The organism is Halomonas sp. 141, from assembly GCF_002810305.1.
GTDB classification, from domain to species: Bacteria; Pseudomonadota; Gammaproteobacteria; order Pseudomonadales; family Halomonadaceae; genus Vreelandella; species Vreelandella stevensii.
In genome coordinates this window covers 75,866-92,047 of sequence record NZ_PINZ01000007.1, presented here as the reverse complement: position 1 = coordinate 92,047, position 16,182 = coordinate 75,866, and the positions used below count along the sequence as shown (strand labels likewise).

Annotated in this window: 16 protein-coding genes; 4 read left to right on the top strand and 12 right to left on the bottom strand. The window is 58.3% G+C overall.

The genetic code is table 11. The features are described 5' to 3' along the window. Window positions 1–100 precede the first annotated feature (100 nt). From CWI66_RS05490 to CWI66_RS17960, 3 genes are all read right to left on the bottom strand, one after another. Entirely contained in the window at window positions 101–916 is an 816-nt protein-coding gene (locus CWI66_RS05490) for a c-type cytochrome (protein ID WP_100731138.1), read from the bottom strand. 210 nt (window positions 917–1,126) lie between these two features. Further along, window positions 1,127–1,288 carry a hypothetical protein gene (locus tag CWI66_RS17965; RefSeq protein ID WP_157808951.1) on the bottom strand — a complete coding sequence of 54 codons (162 nt, stop codon included), beginning with the start codon at window positions 1,286–1,288 and terminating at the stop codon, window positions 1,127–1,129. Then, window positions 1,239–2,051: a GNAT family N-acetyltransferase gene (locus CWI66_RS17960; protein WP_157808950.1), complete on the bottom strand. Its 813-nt coding sequence runs from the start codon at window positions 2,049–2,051 to the stop codon at window positions 1,239–1,241. Before CWI66_RS17960 ends, CWI66_RS17965 begins: the two co-directional genes overlap by 50 nt. Before the next feature lie 56 nt (window positions 2,052–2,107). Here CWI66_RS17960 and CWI66_RS05480 point away from each other — a divergent pair, with 56 nt between their 5' ends. The 3 genes from CWI66_RS05480 (at window position 2,108) to CWI66_RS05470 (ending at window position 4,917) form a co-directional block, all read left to right on the top strand. After that, a complete protein-coding gene (locus CWI66_RS05480; protein ID WP_100731136.1) occupies window positions 2,108–2,779 on the top strand; it encodes a response regulator transcription factor in 672 nt (223 codons plus the stop codon). Beyond that, complete coding sequence (locus CWI66_RS05475) at window positions 2,779–4,182, top strand: ATP-binding protein (RefSeq protein WP_100731135.1); 1,404 nt, start codon at window positions 2,779–2,781, stop codon at window positions 4,180–4,182. Before CWI66_RS05480 ends, CWI66_RS05475 begins: the two co-directional genes overlap by 1 nt. Window positions 4,183–4,299: 117 nt before the next feature. Then, window positions 4,300–4,917 (top strand): CBS domain-containing protein, encoded by a 618-nt coding sequence (locus CWI66_RS05470; RefSeq protein WP_016915567.1) that lies wholly within the window; start codon window positions 4,300–4,302, stop codon window positions 4,915–4,917. Between the two features lie 98 nt (window positions 4,918–5,015). Here the strand turns inward: CWI66_RS05470 and nhaD are convergent, their stop codons facing one another. From nhaD to CWI66_RS05430, 9 genes are all read right to left on the bottom strand, one after another. Further along, on the bottom strand, window positions 5,016–6,482 hold the full coding sequence (gene nhaD, locus CWI66_RS05465) for a sodium:proton antiporter NhaD (RefSeq protein WP_100731134.1): 1,467 nt from the start codon (window positions 6,480–6,482) through the stop codon (window positions 5,016–5,018). Between the two features lie 233 nt (window positions 6,483–6,715). Further along, on the bottom strand, window positions 6,716–7,048 hold the full coding sequence (locus tag CWI66_RS17955) for a hypothetical protein (RefSeq protein WP_157808949.1): 333 nt from the start codon (window positions 7,046–7,048) through the stop codon (window positions 6,716–6,718). A 58-nt stretch (window positions 7,049–7,106) separates the two neighbouring features. Next, window positions 7,107–7,298 (bottom strand): hypothetical protein, encoded by a 192-nt coding sequence (locus CWI66_RS18625; RefSeq protein WP_332868056.1) that lies wholly within the window; start codon window positions 7,296–7,298, stop codon window positions 7,107–7,109. Window positions 7,299–7,415: 117 nt separating this feature from the next. Next, the gene (locus CWI66_RS05455) at window positions 7,416–7,931 is read right to left on the bottom strand and encodes a hypothetical protein (protein ID WP_198517457.1); all 516 of its coding nucleotides are present in this window, start codon (window positions 7,929–7,931) and stop codon (window positions 7,416–7,418) included. A gap of 26 nt (window positions 7,932–7,957) precedes the next feature. Then, window positions 7,958–8,971 carry an ATP-binding protein gene (locus CWI66_RS05450; RefSeq protein WP_081195025.1) on the bottom strand — a complete coding sequence of 338 codons (1,014 nt, stop codon included), beginning with the start codon at window positions 8,969–8,971 and terminating at the stop codon, window positions 7,958–7,960. A gap of 63 nt (window positions 8,972–9,034) precedes the next feature. Beyond that, window positions 9,035–10,861 carry a glutamine--fructose-6-phosphate transaminase (isomerizing) gene (glmS, locus tag CWI66_RS05445; protein WP_100731131.1) on the bottom strand — a complete coding sequence of 609 codons (1,827 nt, stop codon included), beginning with the start codon at window positions 10,859–10,861 and terminating at the stop codon, window positions 9,035–9,037. A gap of 43 nt (window positions 10,862–10,904) precedes the next feature. Further along, the gene (gene glmU / locus CWI66_RS05440) at window positions 10,905–12,272 is read right to left on the bottom strand and encodes a bifunctional UDP-N-acetylglucosamine diphosphorylase/glucosamine-1-phosphate N-acetyltransferase GlmU (RefSeq protein WP_100731130.1); all 1,368 of its coding nucleotides are present in this window, start codon (window positions 12,270–12,272) and stop codon (window positions 10,905–10,907) included. 15 nt (window positions 12,273–12,287) lie between these two features. Further along, window positions 12,288–13,385, bottom strand: coding sequence for an FAD:protein FMN transferase (locus tag CWI66_RS05435; RefSeq protein ID WP_100731129.1), 1,098 nt, complete (start codon window positions 13,383–13,385; stop codon window positions 12,288–12,290). Window positions 13,386–13,412: 27 nt separating this feature from the next. After that, complete coding sequence (locus CWI66_RS05430; RefSeq protein ID WP_081138487.1) at window positions 13,413–14,213, bottom strand: undecaprenyl-diphosphate phosphatase; 801 nt, start codon at window positions 14,211–14,213, stop codon at window positions 13,413–13,415. A 567-nt stretch (window positions 14,214–14,780) separates the two neighbouring features. Here CWI66_RS05430 and mgtE point away from each other — a divergent pair. After that, window positions 14,781–16,130: a magnesium transporter gene (mgtE, locus tag CWI66_RS05425; protein ID WP_081138486.1), complete on the top strand. Its 1,350-nt coding sequence runs from the start codon at window positions 14,781–14,783 to the stop codon at window positions 16,128–16,130. The last annotated feature ends 52 nt before the right edge of the window (window positions 16,131–16,182 follow it).

Genomic DNA, 16,182 nt, shown 5'->3' with positions numbered 1-16,182 from the left:
GGACGTTTGATAGGAAGGCGGTTTTTCAAGGCAAAAAAATATCCACAGGGGGTAGGGAGAACCCGCCTGTGGATAGTTTGGAGCATCCGCTAACGAAGGATTACTCGGCTTCGGCGACCATGTAGTCGACGATGGCCATGATCTCTTCATCGGAAGCGCTGCTGCCACCGCGCGGCGGCATCACGCCCAGGCCGTTGAACACGCTGGCGTAGAGCTCATCCATTCCTTTGTCGATTCGCGCTGCCCAGGCGTCCGCATCGCCCAGCACCGGTGCACCCGCCACACCAGCGGCGTGACAAGCGACACAGCCTGCGCTGGAGTAAAGCGCGGCGCCATCCAGATCGCTACCGCCATTGGCGGCTTCTTCTGTGCTGGCCACGGCTTCGTCTTCGCTGGTGGCTTCTTCAGCCGCGGCGACTTCCTCGCTGGCACCTTCGTCTTCGGCAGCCGCTTCTTCACCGCCGCCCAGCTCAGGCACGTCCATCACCGGCTCGACCAAATAGGCCGTGGCGGCTTCCATTTCGGCATCCGACAGGTTGGGGTTGCCGCCGCGGGCAGGCATCGCGCCAATGCCGTTGATCGAGTGCTCGAGCAGCGTGGCAAAGCCCTGCTCGGTACGCTCGGCCCAGGCGCTTTCATCACCACGTACCGGTGCACCGGCAGCGCCCGTCTCGTGACACGCCATGCAAACGCGGTTGTAAATGCCCGCGCCGTCGACCTCGTCACCACCACCACCGCTAGCCGCTGCCGGTGCCGATGCGGTACCACAGTCCTGGCCTTGGAGGCAGAGCTGGCCTACTGGTGCCAGGCGCTCAGCCATTGCGTCACGTGCGGCGTCGTCCAGAGCATAAGCACCCGATGTGCCTGCCATGACGCCGAGGGCCGCCAGCCCGCTCATGATCAGCTTAGATTTCACTCTCACCACCTCTTTGAGTTTTATATAAAACGTTGTGCTTAAGAATCGTGCTTGAAGCTCGAGCTCAGGAACCGTGCTCAGGAACCGGACGCTTGAAGATGTAGCACTGAACCCCTGCGCACCAGCGCCACTACGCACTCTGCCGCCGAAACGCCAAGACATGCCTCTTGGAGTTAGTATACCGAGAACACAAAGGGTAGGAAAATGCTACTAAGCGCGGCAGTTCAACTCGGTGGCGGGCAAGACACACCAGCCCAGCAGTTGATGCTCACCCGCAGGCAGCATCCCTGCCTGCCGATAGGCTCGCTGCGCGGGCAGGTTGTCACGGTCTACCGTCAGCGCCAGCTGGCTTGCGCCCGCCTGGGCCACCATGGCCTGCGCTTGCTGCACCAGTGCCTTGCCCTTGGCCGCGCCAGCCAGGCACCAGTCCCATCAACTGAACGCTCCAGTGCTCGCGGCCTGGGCTGGCATCCAGCAGCAGCAGGCCCGCATGGCGGCCCTGCTCCCCCTGCAGGTAATACCAGTGTTCGGAAGCGCTCGATGCTTGGTGATAAAAGCCTTCCAGCAGAGCCTGCGCAGGCAATACATCGCGCAAGGCAGGGCAATCCAGCGAGCCCTCCCCCACCTGCTCGACCAGTACCTGCTGCTGAGCGGGCGTCAGCTCATCAAACGGCCGTAGCGGTGGCAGCCCCCGCACGTGAGAAACCGGCCGACAGTGCCAAACCAGGTGATCGAGGGTGGCCAACCGCTGCATGCCCAGGTTCAGCAATGGTGCTTCCCAGCTCGCCATGGTCTCATCCAGGGCAACGTGACACAGCATCAGCCCTTGGGTCGCCACCCAACGGTGCAGTTGACTTAGCAGGGGCTCGACAAATTGGTTATTCTGCTTGGGCAACCATAGCTGCGCGATGCGGTTTTCCTGGCACTCTACCCAGGCGGCAGCGCAGACTCGCCCTGCCTGGCAAGCCACCCACAAGCCCGACCAACCCTCGGGCCGTGTGCTGGCCTTGACCAGCGCCTGCTGTAGCGCAGCCTGCTGGGCAGGATGGTGGACAGCAGCCAACTGCAGCAGCGCCTCGCGCCGTTGCTGCGCCGGGCAGACCATGATCGACGTTGCCGGGTGGGTCGAGAACATGCCAGATAGCCTTGTCGCCAGCAGGCGCAACACAACAAGAGGAGTGGCCCGTCAGTATGCGAATTTTATTGGTGGAAGATGACCCTAGCCTGGCATCGGGCATTCGCATGGCGCTAAAGCCCGAGCATTACACGGTCGATCATCTGACCGATGGTGACACGGCCCTGATCGCACTGCAAAACGAACCGTTCGATGCCGCGATTCTGGACCTGGGCCTGCCCACCATGGACGGCATCGAGCTGCTGCAAACTCTGCGCCGCCAGGGGCATCAGGTGCCTATTCTGGTGCTGACGGCCCGCGACGCCGTCGAGAGCCGCATTGCCGGGCTGGACGCGGGTGCCGACGACTACTTGACCAAACCCTTCGAAGTGGATGAGCTGAAAGCGCGCCTACGGGCCTTGCTACGCCGCAGCCAGGGCCAGCCCAACGGCCTGCTCTCCTGCCGGGGGATCAGTTTGAACCCTCAAACCCTCACCGTGCACTACCAGCAGCAGACCATTCCCCTGTCGCGTCGCGAGCTGGCGCTGCTGCAGGAGTTCATGAGCCACCCGGGGCGCGTCTTCACCCGTGATACGTTGGCCCGGCTGGTATACGGCTGGGAAGAGGACGTGGAAAGCAATGCCATCGAGGTCCATATCCATCACCTGCGGCGCAAGCTGTTTGCGGATGCCATCCGCACCGTGCGGGGCATTGGTTATGTGATGGAAAAAACGGGCAAGGAGAGCTGATGCGCTCCATTCGTCGCCGCACGCTAGGGCTCGTGCTGCTGGTATTCGGCGTGAGCATGTTCATCATCGGCTTCATCAGCTATCGCTTTGCGGCACAGGAAATCGAAGAGTTGCACGACCGCAGCCTAGCGCAAAACGCCCGTTTGCTGGAGGGCCTGCTACAAGCCCCCTTGCCCACTCAGGACCGCACGCTGCTACTGCAAAGCCTGGAGAACGCCTTACTGCAGCCCGGTGCCACAGAACCACCGGATCTGAGCGATGGCTATACCCACCAGCTAGCGTTTCAGCTGTGGGAAGGCAACCAGCTGCTGCTGCGTTCCGATAACGCCCCGACGACCCCGCTGGTAAGCCAGCCGGTCGGGTATTCGACCGCCATCCTGGGAGAGCAAACCTGGCGGGTCTACGTACTTTCGCTGGCAGATGCCAACAAACGGGTCATCGTCAGCGAACGCCAGGATGTGCGCGCGGCGCTGACCCGCGAAGTGGCGCTGCGCACGCTACTACCCGACCTGATTGGCCTGCCTCTGCTCACCCTGCTGCTGTGGTGGTCGATTGGCTGGGGGCTGGCACCGCTGTCACGCATGGCGGAACAGATCCGCAGCCGCGACCCTAACAACCTCCAGCCGCTGTCGTTGCAGCGCCTTCCTCAGGAGCTGGATACCATTGCCGGGGCACTCAACCGTTTGCTGGCGCGTTTACAGCAGATGCGTATTCGCGAAAAGCGCTTCATCGCCGATGCGACCCATGAGCTGCGTACGCCGCTGGCGATTCTCGATCTGCACGCTCAAAACGCGCTGACCGCCGATAACCGCGCGGATCGTGAAGAGTCGCTGCACCATTTGCGCAGCGGCGTGGCCCGTTCGACGCGGCTGGTGGCCCAACTATTGACCCTGGCAAGGCTGGACCCCGAAGAGGAGCCGCTACCCGAAATCCGCCATGCCGACGTGCGGCAAGAGACCCAGGAGACTCTGGCGAAACTCCTGCCGCTGGCCACGGAGCGCCGCCAGCAGCTGCATATGGAAGTCGAAGAGCAGCAGAGCTGGCTCATGGAAGAGGAGCCCGGGGCCATCGAGACCCTGGTACAGAACCTGGTGGGCAACGCCTTTCAACACTCGCCACCCAGTGGGGCTGTGACGGTGCACCTGAGCGCGTCCCATCACCACATCACGCTAATGGTCGATGACCAGGGCAAGGGGATTCCGCCCAGCGAGCGCAGCCGAGTCGTGGAGCGCTTTCAGCGTGCAGGGCCTGGGGCGGGCGCTGGGCTGGGCTTATCGATCGTCGAACGCATCGTGAAACGCCATGGAGGCACCCTGTTACTGGAGGAGGCACCCAGTGGAGGCCTGCGGGTACGCGCCACGTTGGCGAGAGATGCGTTGACCCAGCGCCAGGCAAAAGAATGAGAAAAAATGTAACAGATTCTGGCTGTTAAGATTTCGATAAGAATTCCGTGCAACTGTGAAGGTACAGAGCAGGCAATCAGTCAATGACCTGTTATTCACCCCACGGAGGTACCCCCGATGAATTCACTGCTGAAATCTCACAAAGCCCTTATCCAATTTGGCACTACCCCGCTGCTGACTACCCCGGCCGCCAAGACGTTGACGCCGGATAGCCCAGCGCTGTCGGTTCTGACCGATTTCACCAAGGTGGTGCCGCAATCTGTCGCTGGCGATACCCCCATCGATGAAGCCCATCAGAAGATGCGCCACGGCGGTGTTCGCCTGCTGTTCGTGATGGACAAGCAGAATCACTGCGTCGGCGTGCTGTCGGCCAAGGAAGTAATTGGCTCACGGCGCATCAATATCGCCATGCAGCAGCGCAACCTGGAACGCTCCGACGTCACCGCCGACATGATCATGACGCCCTGGGAAAAACTCAGCGCCATGCCAATAGAGCAGCTGAAAGCGCTCACTATCGAGGATCTGGTGCGGTCCATGGAAACGTTTGCCGAGCAACACCTGCTGATTACCGAGCAGACGGCCAATCATGAACTCAGCGTGCGAGGAATCGTATCGGCCACGGACATTCAAGCCGTCATGGGCAAGCAGGCCAAAGGGAAAGCGGATGCCACGGTCGTGCCCATGGCCCGCAGCTTCGCCGACATTTGCCAAGTGGTCACCGGCCACGACTTATAAGTTTCCACTCGCTTACTAATAAAAACGCCCCTTATCAAAAAGATCAGGGGCGTTTTTATTTACCTGCCCAGCGGCCAGCGCTGGGCAAACGATCGGTTTCAAAACAAGCTGGCGTTGATCATCAGGTGCGCCGCAATACTGGCCGCATAGCCCAGTAAGATGGCGGGTACCCAACGCAAGTGCACGGCAAAGGTGTAAATGCCCCGTGCCTGGCCCATCAGCGCCACCCCAGCGGCCGACCCCATGGAAAGCAGGCTACCGCCCACCCCCGCCGTCAGGGTAATCAGCAGCCAGTTGCCTTCGCTCATGTCGGGCGCCATGGAGAGCACGGCAAACATCACGGGGATGTTGTCCACCACGGCGGAAATCAGGCCCAGCACCACGTTGGCCCAGACCGGGTTCCAGCCGCCGTACAGGGTTTCAGACAGCAGGCTGAGATAGCCCATGAAGCCCAGGCCACCGACACACATGACGACCCCGTAGAAGAACAGCAGCGTGTCCCACTCGGAGCGCGCAATCCGGCTGAAGATATCGAACGGCACCACGCTGCCCAGTTGCTCCAGCTTTTGCCAATCGCCACGGCGAGAGTAGCGCTCGCGCTTGCGCTCCAGCGAGCGAGGCAGGCTGCGACGCAGGTAGTAGCCAAAGAACTGCAGCAGGCCCAGGCCAAACATCATACCCATGGCAGGGGGGAGATACAGGATCGAATGGCACAGTACCGAAATGGCCACGGTCACCAGGAACAGCAAGATGATGCGCTTCGCGCCGCGCTTCATCCAGACGTTCTCGGTCAAGGCAGCGGGCTGACGGTTGACGAGGAAGAAGTTCATGATCAGCGCAGGCACCATGAAATTGACGATGGCGGGCAACAGCAGCACGAAGAAGCCTTCGAACGGCACTTGCCCGGCTTGCCATACCATCAGCGTGGTAATGTCGCCAAACGGGCTGAAGGCGCCCCCTGCGTTGGAAGCAACCACCACGTTGACACAGCACAGGCTGATGAACTTGTTGTCTCCCTCAGCCACCTTCAAGACGACGGCACACATCAACATGGCCGTGGTCATGTTGTTGGCAATCGCGGAGATGGCAAACGCAAGACAGCCGGTAATCCAGAACAGGCTTCGGTAGCTGAACCCCTTGCGCACCAGCCAGGCACGCAGCGAATCGAAGATACGCCGCTCTTCCATGGCGTTGATGTAGGTCATCGCCACCAGCAGGAACAGCAGCAGCTCGGTGTACTCCAGCAGCGTATCCTTGAAGGCTTCTTCTGCTTCATGAGGCATGCCGGCCTGCACGTACACCCAAGCCACCATGGCCCAGATCAGTCCCGCCGCCACCAACACCGGCTTGGACTTGCGCATGTGGATAATTTCTTCGCTCATGACCAGTGCATAAGCAAGAATGAAAATGATAACGGCGGCAATACCGGCCATCGAGGTGGTCAGGTCTAGCGGGCCAGCAGCAGCAAACACAAAGGAAGGAAAGAGGGTCAAGCAGAGGGCGGTCAACAACCGAGCAGCGCGGCGGGAGGCGTGCCGTGCTACAAGGGCGTCTGGTGGTTTCATGGCAGTGTGGTCCTGGCAGGATAAGAGAGTACCGCCACGATGATAAGCACACTAACTATGTGCTGCAACGCAGCGATCGCGCATAAGATGCGGCCATTCGCCGCATCCTGTAAAGCATTTTATGCGTTCAACTGCTATGGGATGCCAAGTCCGTGTGATTAGCCATCTGTTTGATCAATAATTCAGGTTCCTTGCTCTGTTACTCGCCACCGATCGTGCAGAGAGTCAGGTCGTTATCCATGTAGGGGTTCTCCACAAGGCTCAATACCCTGCTCCCGCAACCACTGAATACCTTTTTCTGTGGTTTGATATGCCTGATCCGGATGATTCACCACTTCAGCGAAGAGGTAAGACAGCATTTTTTCATGCTCACGCATAACGTTCAGATGAGTACTCTTGAGCGACTTGACTGAGCGCCCGCCTAGCAGGCTGGCCAGTTGTTCTGCTTTATAGGGACGTAGTGCACACAACCATAGGATCACCGGCCAAAGTTTATCCTTACGTGTTTTGGGTGTGAGCTCCTCTATCCGAAGAGCCAAAGCGTCAGGCAGGTCACCCGCATTCACACTGAGGTCACCCTTATTTGCACCGAGGTCACCCGTATTTCTCCCAAGTCACCCGTATTTACTGCCTCTTGGCTGTGGAATAAAGGTAATTCACCCAAGTCACATGACCAGTCGGCCAGCTGATCTTCAACCAATCAAATAGCTGATGCAACAGAGAGCGCATGTTACGAGTACCCGAGCCTTTGGTTTCAGCAAAGTTCAGATCGTACAGCCCTGCAGCCAATACCGGGTTGCGTAATTTGGACCCCATTTCGCCAAGCATGGTCTCCGGCTTCAACAAGCAGCCTGCATTACGAATGGGCTAGCTGGATATCCGGGTTGTAGATGCCGACATCACGGATGGTTTTCAGGAGATGGTCCAGAATTCTCATGTTTCATCTCCCGTGTTATCGAGAATAAGTCCGAATTTCTTGGCCCCCTTGTCGTTGATGACCGCAACAGAGGTTGGGCCAAAAGACCATGTTTTAATTGACGTTTTCAACGACATTTCAATGGCATCTTTAAGTGGTTGCAGCCATTCATCTCGATGCCCATTAATCACCAAAACCAGTTTCACTTCCTGACCACACCAATCCACTTCACGAAATCTGGTCGGTATAGACTCCTCTACTATGCCATGTCGCCCCAAACAGGCAGCAAGGGTTAACGAAAAGGCATTGATCAGCTTGTCGCGTATTTCAGCAACGAACTCGTCAAAATTTGGTTTGGTTTCGGGCCTTGGACTGCTCGATTTAGCTTCTACAACCCAAAGTACTGGCACTCCCTTGCGACTGTTTTTGAGCAGAAGAAACTCCGCCATTTGCACATGGTTTTGTATTCGTCGATAAAGATCACTTTTCTCAATATAGAAGCAGTACCCTTCAGGAAAGGGACCAAACGTCATTCCAGATTCCTGGATCGCCTGATTTGTCATGCCAGAACCAGCTCCACTTCTTCCTGATAAAGCCGGATAGACTCTTCTATGATTTTATTATCAGGCATCCCCTCTTGCAGGTTGTTGCATGTCCACTCTCCGTTTTCCTCAGAAATCACCGGAACTGATATGCCCTTCTCCTGCGCGATTAGAAAAAGCTTCTTGATGACAAAGTAAGAGTGGCTAGCCATGAAAAACTGAATCCCACGCTCAGATAGCAGAGCGATGATATCCAATAACTGAGAAATGGCCTTCGGATGCAGCGCAGACTCCGGTTCGTCAATAAAAATGACCGAACTGGTATCCAAGTAACGGTTACCGAGAAGCGTGTCCAGAATTGCAATTTTCTTGATACCTTCCGCTGTCATACCAATAGGGAACTTCTGGTTCCCTTTTTTGAAAGTCCACTTGTTAGAGGCATCATCAAGCTCGATCTTCCCTCCAAGCATCGACTCAAGGTCCTGCCTGGATTTCGAGAATTCTCGGTAGTTGTTGCCCCTGGTGGTGGAATTTCTCAACGCCCGAGCAAGATCCAGATAGGTATTGTCGAAACCAAAGGCCTTATCCTGCTCACGGGATTTGAGAATGATGTGATGTATCGACAACACTTCCTTGGCTGGAAGGAATATGGAATTACTGCTCCTGGACGGAACATGATTTTCCAACGACGAAATCTGCTTGGTCGTATCCTTGCCAAAGTTATAGATGAAGCTCCGGTTATCAAATGTCATCGAATAGTGCAGAGGCCTTTCTGCACCTTTGGCCACCAGATCACCAATCTTGTCTGGCTGAAAGGTCCAATAAAGATTTTCAGCCAGTATCTCGGCCGCCGTCCGCTGGTCATCCCCACGCTGATAGTCTTCCAGCGTACGCATGGCACTGTAGAGTGCTTTCAGCAGAAATGTCTTACCGGTGCCATTACCACCAATGACCAGATTGATCGGCCCCAAGGACGACCACTTCAAAGATCCAAGAGGGCCAAAATTAACGAGCTCTACCTTACTCAGCATGACTGCTCTCCTTGGCCGACTTTATTTGTATCCCACACCTGATACCACACCATGAAGCACCGATCATTCCACCGTCACGCTTTTCGCCAGGTTACGTGGCTGGTCCACATCGGTGCCTTTCAATACGGCCACGTGGTAGCTCAGCAGCTGTAGCGGCAGGGTATATAGCAGCGGCGCCAGTGCCTCGTGCACCTCCGGTAATTCCAGCACGCGGATGTCGTCCTGAGCGCTAATGCCTACCTTGCGATCAGCGAATACGAACAGCTGGCCGCCGCGAGCGCGCACTTCTTGCAGGTTGGACTTCAGCTTCTCCAGCAGGTCATCGTTCGGGGCCACCGAAATCACCGGCATTTCACTATCCACCAGCGCCAGCGGGCCGTGCTTCAGCTCGCCCGCAGGATAGGCTTCCGCGTGAATGTAGGAGATCTCCTTGAGCTTCAGGGCGCCTTCCAGGGCAATCGGGTAGTGAGCGCCACGCCCCAAAAACAGCGCATGGTGCTTTTCGGCAAACGCCTGGGAGAGCGCTTCGATCTGCGCATCGAGGCCTAGCACCTGCTGGCAGAGCGATGGCAGGGCCTGAAGACCCGCCAGAATCTCCGGCTGCTCCGGCTGGCCTTTCGCTTTACTGACGGAGAGCGTCAGTAGCAGCAGTGCGATCAATTGCGTCGTAAACGCTTTGGTGGAGGCCACGCCGATTTCAGGGCCTGCACGGGTCATCAGCGACATATCCGACTCGCGCACCAGCGAACTGCCGGGCACGTTGCAGATCGCCAACGTACCGACATAGCCAAGGGTTTTGGCAAACCGTAGCGCTGCCAGCGTATCGGCGGTTTCCCCAGACTGAGAGAGGGTGACGAATAGCGTACCTTCCGGCACGACCGGGTGGCGGTAACGATACTCGGAGGCCACTTCGACCTGCACCGGCACGCCAGCATAGCGCTCCAGCCAGTAGCGGGCCACCAGGCCCGCATGGTAGCTGGTGCCACAGGCGATGATATGCACCTGGCGGGTTTTCTGGAACAGCGCCTGGGCGTCTGGCCCGAAGCTCTCGACCAGCACACTGTTGGCACTCATGCGCCCTTCCAGCGCTGCCTCGATGACCCTGGGCTGCTCGAAGATTTCCTTGAGCATGTAGTGGCGATACTCTCCCTTGCTGGCGGCGCCATCGCCATGCTCGAAGGTATGCACCGGGCGCTCGACAACGTTCCCCTGTCGGTCGACGATACGGATGGCACCGTGTTCACGCAGCTCGACCAGATCGCCCTCTTCCAGATAGATGAAGCGGTCGGTGACCTGTAACAGCGCCAGCGGGTCAGAGGCCAGGAAGGCCTCATCGATCCCCACGCCCACCACCAGCGGGCTGCCCTGGCGCGCGCCCACCACCACGTTGGGCTCGTGCGTGCTCATCACGCCCAGCGCGTAGGCGCCCCCCAGCCCACTGACGATCTCTTGGGTCGCCTCGAACAGTGTCTTGCCGGTCGCCAGTTTGTCGGCCAGCAAGTGAGCAATCACTTCGGTATCGGTGTCGGAAGTGAAGGTATAACCGCTGCCCTGCAGCGCCTCTTTGATCTGCTCGTAGTTCTCGATGATGCCGTTATGTACCACGGCGACATTGTCACTGCTGTGGTGGGGATGGGCATTGGCCTCGGAGGGCTTGCCATGGGTGGCCCAGCGAGTATGGGCGATACCGCAATGCCCCGGCAGTGCCTCGCTGGCCAGGCGCTCTTCCAAGGCCGCCACCTTGCCCAGGGCCCGGTGGCGGGTCAATGATCCGCTGCTGAGTAACGTCATGCCTGCCGAGTCATAACCACGATACTCCAGGCGCTTGAGCCCTTCCAGCAATATTCCCTGCACATTGCGCTGTGCCACGGCTGCGACGATACCGCACATACTCCACTCTCCTGGAGGCGCCAAGCGCCTGTGTCACCGATAGTTAGTTTGCTTTTTTGGTGGGGCCCGGCCAGTCGGCCTTTTCCAACTGGCGGCTGCGAGTGACCGCCAAGGTATGTTCTGCCACGTCCTTGGCGATGGTGGAGCCCGCGCCCACGGTGGCTCCCTGACCAATCGAAACAGGCGCGACCAGCGCGCTGTTGGAGCCAATGAACGCATGGTCGCCAATCTGCGTGCGATGCTTGTTGGCGCCATCGTAGTTGCAGGTAATGGTGCCTGCCCCAACGTTCACCTCGCGCCCCAGGGTGGCATCGCCCACGTAGCTCAGGTGATTGATCTTGCTGCCTTCACCAACCTCGGCGTTCTTGGTCTCCACGAAGTTGCCCACTTTCGCCTTGACCGCCAGACGCGTGCCGGGGCGAAGACGAGCGTAGGGCCCAATCTGATTATGGCCAGCGGCCACCGTGGAGTCGATGACGCTGTGGCTATCGATGACGCTTTCAGCACCGAGGGTACTGTTCTTGATCACACAATAAGGGCCAACGCGCACGCCTTCGCCCAGCTCCACGTTCCCTTCGAAGACGCAGCCCACGTCGATGAACACATCGTGGCCACAGGTAAGCGTGCCGCGTACATCGATTCTCGCCGGGTCTGCCAGGGCAACGCCCTGAGCCATCAACGCTTCCGCCGTCTGCTGCTGGTGGGCACGCTCCAGACGGGCCATCTGGGCACGGTTGTTGACCCCTTCCACCTCGGTAGCATCATGGGGCTGCGCCGTAGCCACCTTGATACCTTCGCTAGCAGCCATGGCAATGACGTCGGTCAGATAGTACTCACCCTGGGCATTCTCTGCCGAGAGCTGGGGCAGCCAGCGCTTCAGTTGAGCGCTGGTCATGGCCATGATGCCGGTATTGCACTCGGTGATGGCCAGTTGCTCGTCGTTGGCATCCTTTTGCTCGACAATCGCCACGGCCTGCCCGTCACTATCGCGCACGATGCGCCCGTAACCGCTGGGATCGTCCAGCGTGACCGTCAACAGCCCCATATGCTGCTCATCCACCTGGGCAAGCAGACTCGCCAGCGTGTCACGGCGAATCAGCGGCACATCGCCGTAAAGCACCAGCACGACGCCATTGCCCAGGCGGGCCTGGGCCTGCGCCACGGCATGCCCCGTCCCCTTCTGCTCTTCCTGCAGCGCAAACAGCACGTCATGCTCTGCCAGCGCGTCACGCAGTTGGTCAGCGCCGTGACCGATCACCACGTGGGTCCGTGCCGGATTCAGCGCCTGAGCGGTCTCCAGCACGTGCTGCACCATGGGTTTGCCTGCCAGGGTATGCAGCACTTTCGGCAAGGGAGAGCGCATCCGCGTACCTTTACCGGCCGCCAGAATGACGATGTCGAGATCATGCATGTTCATTACCTACCGTTATTGGGCCGCTGCCGGTGTCCAGGCATCAATGCCCAGCTCTTCCAGCAGCGTATCACCAAAATAGTCCTTGAATGCTGGGCTGGCGATGCTGCGCCAGCGGTCGCCGTCGCGCACCAGCAGCAGTACGTTCAAGTCGTGTTCCAGGGCCAGCGCCATGCTCTCTTCCGTACCAACCACCAGCAGTGCCGTGGCCCAGGCATCCGCCCAGGCATTGGAGGGATGGAACACCGACACCGATACCAGGTCATGGGTAATCGGTTGGCCATCGCGAGGGTCGATGGTATGCGAGTAGCGCTGCCCATCGACTTCGAAGTAATTGCGGTAGTCGCCGGAGGTCGCTACCGACAGGTTGCTGAGCGGCACGATATGCTGAGCTGCTTGCTCACCGTCTTCCGGTACTTCGATACCGATCCGCCAGGCACGCTCCTCGTCTGGCTCCCGGTAACCACGGGCGATCATGTCTCCCCCAAGATTCACCAGGTAGTGCTCGATCCCCTGCTGGTCCAGATACGCGCCTACTCGATCGACGGCATGACCTTTCGCCACGCCAGAGAGGTCGACAAACACATCTCGCGTGCGTCGCGCCTGCATCTGCTGGGTATCCACTTCCAGGGCGTCATACCCGACGGTCGAAAGGCGTTCGGCAAGGGCTTCATCGCTGGGTACTTCTTCTGGCCTTGCTTCTGGCCCGAAACTCCACAAGTTCACCAGACCACCCACCGTCACATCGAAGGCACCATCACTGTCTGCCGCAACGGCCTGACTGACGGCCAAGACTTCGATCAGCTCATTGGACAGCGGCTGCCACTCATTCAGCGGCGCATGATTGAAGGTCACCAACTCGGCATCATCTCGGTAAGTCGACATGGAGCGGTCCACGCTTTCGAGTTCGGCCAAAAACCCCTCTTCCAGCGCCTGTGCTTGCCCTTGGGTCAGCGGGTCCATCACCGTTACCTGATAGAAAGAGCCAAACACCCCGCCTTCAAACCGGGTGGGGGGTTCCAGAGGGCGATCACTCTCCGAACAGCCTGCCATCAGGGGCAGCAGGGTGAGTAAACCAAGGCCAGCTAAAAAGGGACGATAGCCGATGTTCATCGCATTTTCCTTGAAGTTTGCACGAGATTAGAAGTGGAAGAACCACAGCAGCCAGAGACCGAATACCACGCGGTAAATCACGAATGGCTGCATGCCCAACTTCTTGATGACGACCAGAAAATAGTGAATACAGAGATAGGCACTAATACCAGAGAGAAGCGTACCCACGATCATGGCGGGCCAGTCGATGGCTTGGGGATCACTGAGCAAGCCAACGGCCTCCAGACCTCCGGCCAGCACAATCACGGGGATCGACAGTAGAAACGAGAAGCGCGCAGCGCCCTCCCGGCTCATGCCTACCAGCAGGGCTGCCGTGATGGTGATACCGGAACGGGATGTACCCGGAATTAGCGCCAGTGCCTGCGCAAAACCAATGATCAGCACATCCTTCAGATTCATGCTGTACTCGCTGCGGGTGCCGCGCTTTTTCCAGTCGGCATAGCCCAGCAGTAAACCAAAAGCGACCAGGCTCAGCCCGATGATCAGGGTCGAGCGCATGTGATCGGCAATCAGATCACGACCCAAAAAGCCGATAATACACACCGGCAAAGTGGCCAATGCGACCCAGAACCCTAGCCTGGCATCCTCATCGACGCCTTTGCCCCGTAGCGCGGCCACGCTGCTGACGACCATGCGTATGATTTCATGACGAAAGTAGAGGATGACGGCACTCAAGCTACCCAGATGGAGTGCCACATCGAATGCCAACCCCTGATCTTCCCAGGGCGTAAATACGGGCACGAGAATAAGATGTGCGGAACTGGAAATCGGCAGGAACTCGGTTATTCCCTGAACCACTGCCAAAATCACGACCTGTAGCCAATCCATAGATTCATCCTAGCGTCAGTTGAGAGGCGTTCTGAAAAGCCACAAGGATACACGTGCGATTCCATGATGTCCGCCTGCAAATATTCTGTGATTGACAATCATGAAAACGCCTCCTAGGATGGCGCCGTGTTCAAGCGCCCTACCTGTGGTCCATGAATGCGATACAACTCCTTATCTTTCCCTTAAAAGAGGTTCCGAGAGCAGCCCATGGAAGATCCCAGTAGTCGATTATGTATGCGTGAAGCAGCCATGAAGTTTGGCTCGCTAGTGCACACGACCCGCCGGTAAGCTTTCTGCTCTCCAAGCCGTTGTGGCCTGGCCCTCTATACCCCCGCCTCTCTTCATAGCTCTTTCGCGCCATGCGCGAGTCGTTGTCGTCAACTCGCCACATTAGTCGTTCACTATGCACACAAGTACTTTGTCGACCGTGTGTCCCTGACTCATGTCAGGCCACTTTGGCCAGAAAACCTTGTGTGCGTGGATTATATGCGTGTTGGTGCGTCGTTATGAACGCTGCCTTCACATCGGGTTGTCTCGCCTTGATTCCGCCATTGCCGGAGGCGAACAATGAGCTATGCCGTACTAGCCGCTTCACTAAGAAGCGCCATGCAGCGCAACGATCACACCGCGATTTCTCATATCGTCGCGGAAATGCAGCCTGCCGATATTGCCGATTTTGCCCGTTACGAGCCCGCCTATACGGTGTTGGCGTTGCTCATGCAGCTTCCCGAAGCGCAGCGTGGCCCTACGTTCGGCTACCTGGAAACGGAGCAACAGCGGGACATCGGTGAAAAAATGACCGATGAAGAACTCGCAAAACTGGCTGCCACGATGGATGCAGACGAGCGCGCTGACCTGTTCCACCTGGTGGCGCCAGGCAGGCAGCCTGCCATCCTGCGCCAACTATCGCAAAAAGAGCGCGATGACTTAACCAAGCTGGCCAGCTATGCCGAAGGCACGGCAGGGGCCGTCATGACCTCCGAGTATGTTTCCGTGCCGGTCACCATCGACGTGGCGGAAGCCTTGAGCCTGCTACGCGCCAGCGCGCCTGACGCCGAAACCATCTACCAGGTGTATTGCGTCGATAAAGAAGGCCGTTTGCAGGGCACCGTATCGCTACGCCAGCTGATTCTTGCGGCCCCCCACCAACGCGTGGAAGAACTAATGGTCTCGGAAGTGGTGTTTGCCTCCGTGGAAACGCCGCAGGAAGAAGTCAGTCGGCTGATTGCCCATTACGACTTGCTGGCACTTCCCGTGATCAATGGTGGTGACCGCCTGGTGGGCATCGTGACCTACGACGACGCCATGGACGTGGCCGCAGAAGAAGCCACCGAAGACATGCACAAGGGGGTGTCGGTGGGCAAGCTGGAGGGCAGCCTGCGTTCGGTCAGCCTGTTCGAGCTCTACCGCAAGCGTGTGGTGTGGCTGGTATTGCTGGTATTCGCCAATATCTTCTCGGGTGCCGGTATCGCCTATTTCGAAGAAACCATCGAAGCCTACATTGCGCTGGTGTTCTTCCTGCCCCTGCTGGTGGATAGCGGTGGCAACGCAGGCTCTCAGGCGGCCACCCTGATGGTACGCGGCATGGCCACCGGCGATGTACGTACCCGCGATTGGGCCAAGCTGCTGGGTCGTGAAGTCGGCGTCGCCTTGGCGCTGGGGCTGACCATGGCACTGGCGGTGTCCGTGGTGGGTATTTTCCGCGCGGGCAGCGAAATAGCACTGGTCGTCGCGCTATCAATGGTGCTGATCGTCACGGTAGGTAGTCTGATAGGGATGATTCTGCCGTTCATTCTGCAGCGCTTCAAGCTAGATCCGGCGACCGCCTCGGCACCGCTGGTGACCTCGATTGCCGATGCGTCAGGCGTACTGATCTACTTTGCACTGGCAACGGCTATTTTGGGGCTTCCTGTATAGACAATGCAGTCAATCAGGTGAGCCTCTCACCTCAGTACGCTACAATGAGGCC

Bases quoted from the DNA above. Each gene is read 5' to 3' on its own strand.
- CWI66_RS05450 (WP_081195025.1), bottom strand. From the start codon at position 8,971: ATGCTGAGTAAGGTAGAGCTCGTTAATTTTGGCCCTCTTGGATCTTTG.
- CWI66_RS05455 (WP_198517457.1), bottom strand. From the start codon at position 7,931: ATGACGTTTGGTCCCTTTCCTGAAGGGTACTGCTTCTATATTGAGAAA.
- mgtE (WP_081138486.1), top strand. From the start codon at position 14,781: ATGAGCTATGCCGTACTAGCCGCTTCACTAAGAAGCGCCATGCAGCGC.
- CWI66_RS05475 (WP_100731135.1), top strand. From the start codon at position 2,779: ATGCGCTCCATTCGTCGCCGCACGCTAGGGCTCGTGCTGCTGGTATTC.
- CWI66_RS17965 (WP_157808951.1), bottom strand. From the start codon at position 1,288: ATGGTGGCCCAGGCGGGCGCAAGCCAGCTGGCGCTGACGGTAGACCGT.
- CWI66_RS05470 (WP_016915567.1), top strand. From the start codon at position 4,300: ATGAATTCACTGCTGAAATCTCACAAAGCCCTTATCCAATTTGGCACT.
- CWI66_RS17960 (WP_157808950.1), bottom strand. From the start codon at position 2,051: ATGTTCTCGACCCACCCGGCAACGTCGATCATGGTCTGCCCGGCGCAG.
- glmS (WP_100731131.1), bottom strand. From the start codon at position 10,861: ATGTGCGGTATCGTCGCAGCCGTGGCACAGCGCAATGTGCAGGGAATA.
- CWI66_RS05435 (WP_100731129.1), bottom strand. From the start codon at position 13,385: ATGAACATCGGCTATCGTCCCTTTTTAGCTGGCCTTGGTTTACTCACC.
- CWI66_RS18625 (WP_332868056.1), bottom strand. From the start codon at position 7,298: ATGGGGTCCAAATTACGCAACCCGGTATTGGCTGCAGGGCTGTACGAT.
- nhaD (WP_100731134.1), bottom strand. From the start codon at position 6,482: ATGAAACCACCAGACGCCCTTGTAGCACGGCACGCCTCCCGCCGCGCT.
- CWI66_RS05480 (WP_100731136.1), top strand. From the start codon at position 2,108: ATGCGAATTTTATTGGTGGAAGATGACCCTAGCCTGGCATCGGGCATT.
- CWI66_RS05430 (WP_081138487.1), bottom strand. From the start codon at position 14,213: ATGGATTGGCTACAGGTCGTGATTTTGGCAGTGGTTCAGGGAATAACC.
- glmU (WP_100731130.1), bottom strand. From the start codon at position 12,272: ATGCATGATCTCGACATCGTCATTCTGGCGGCCGGTAAAGGTACGCGG.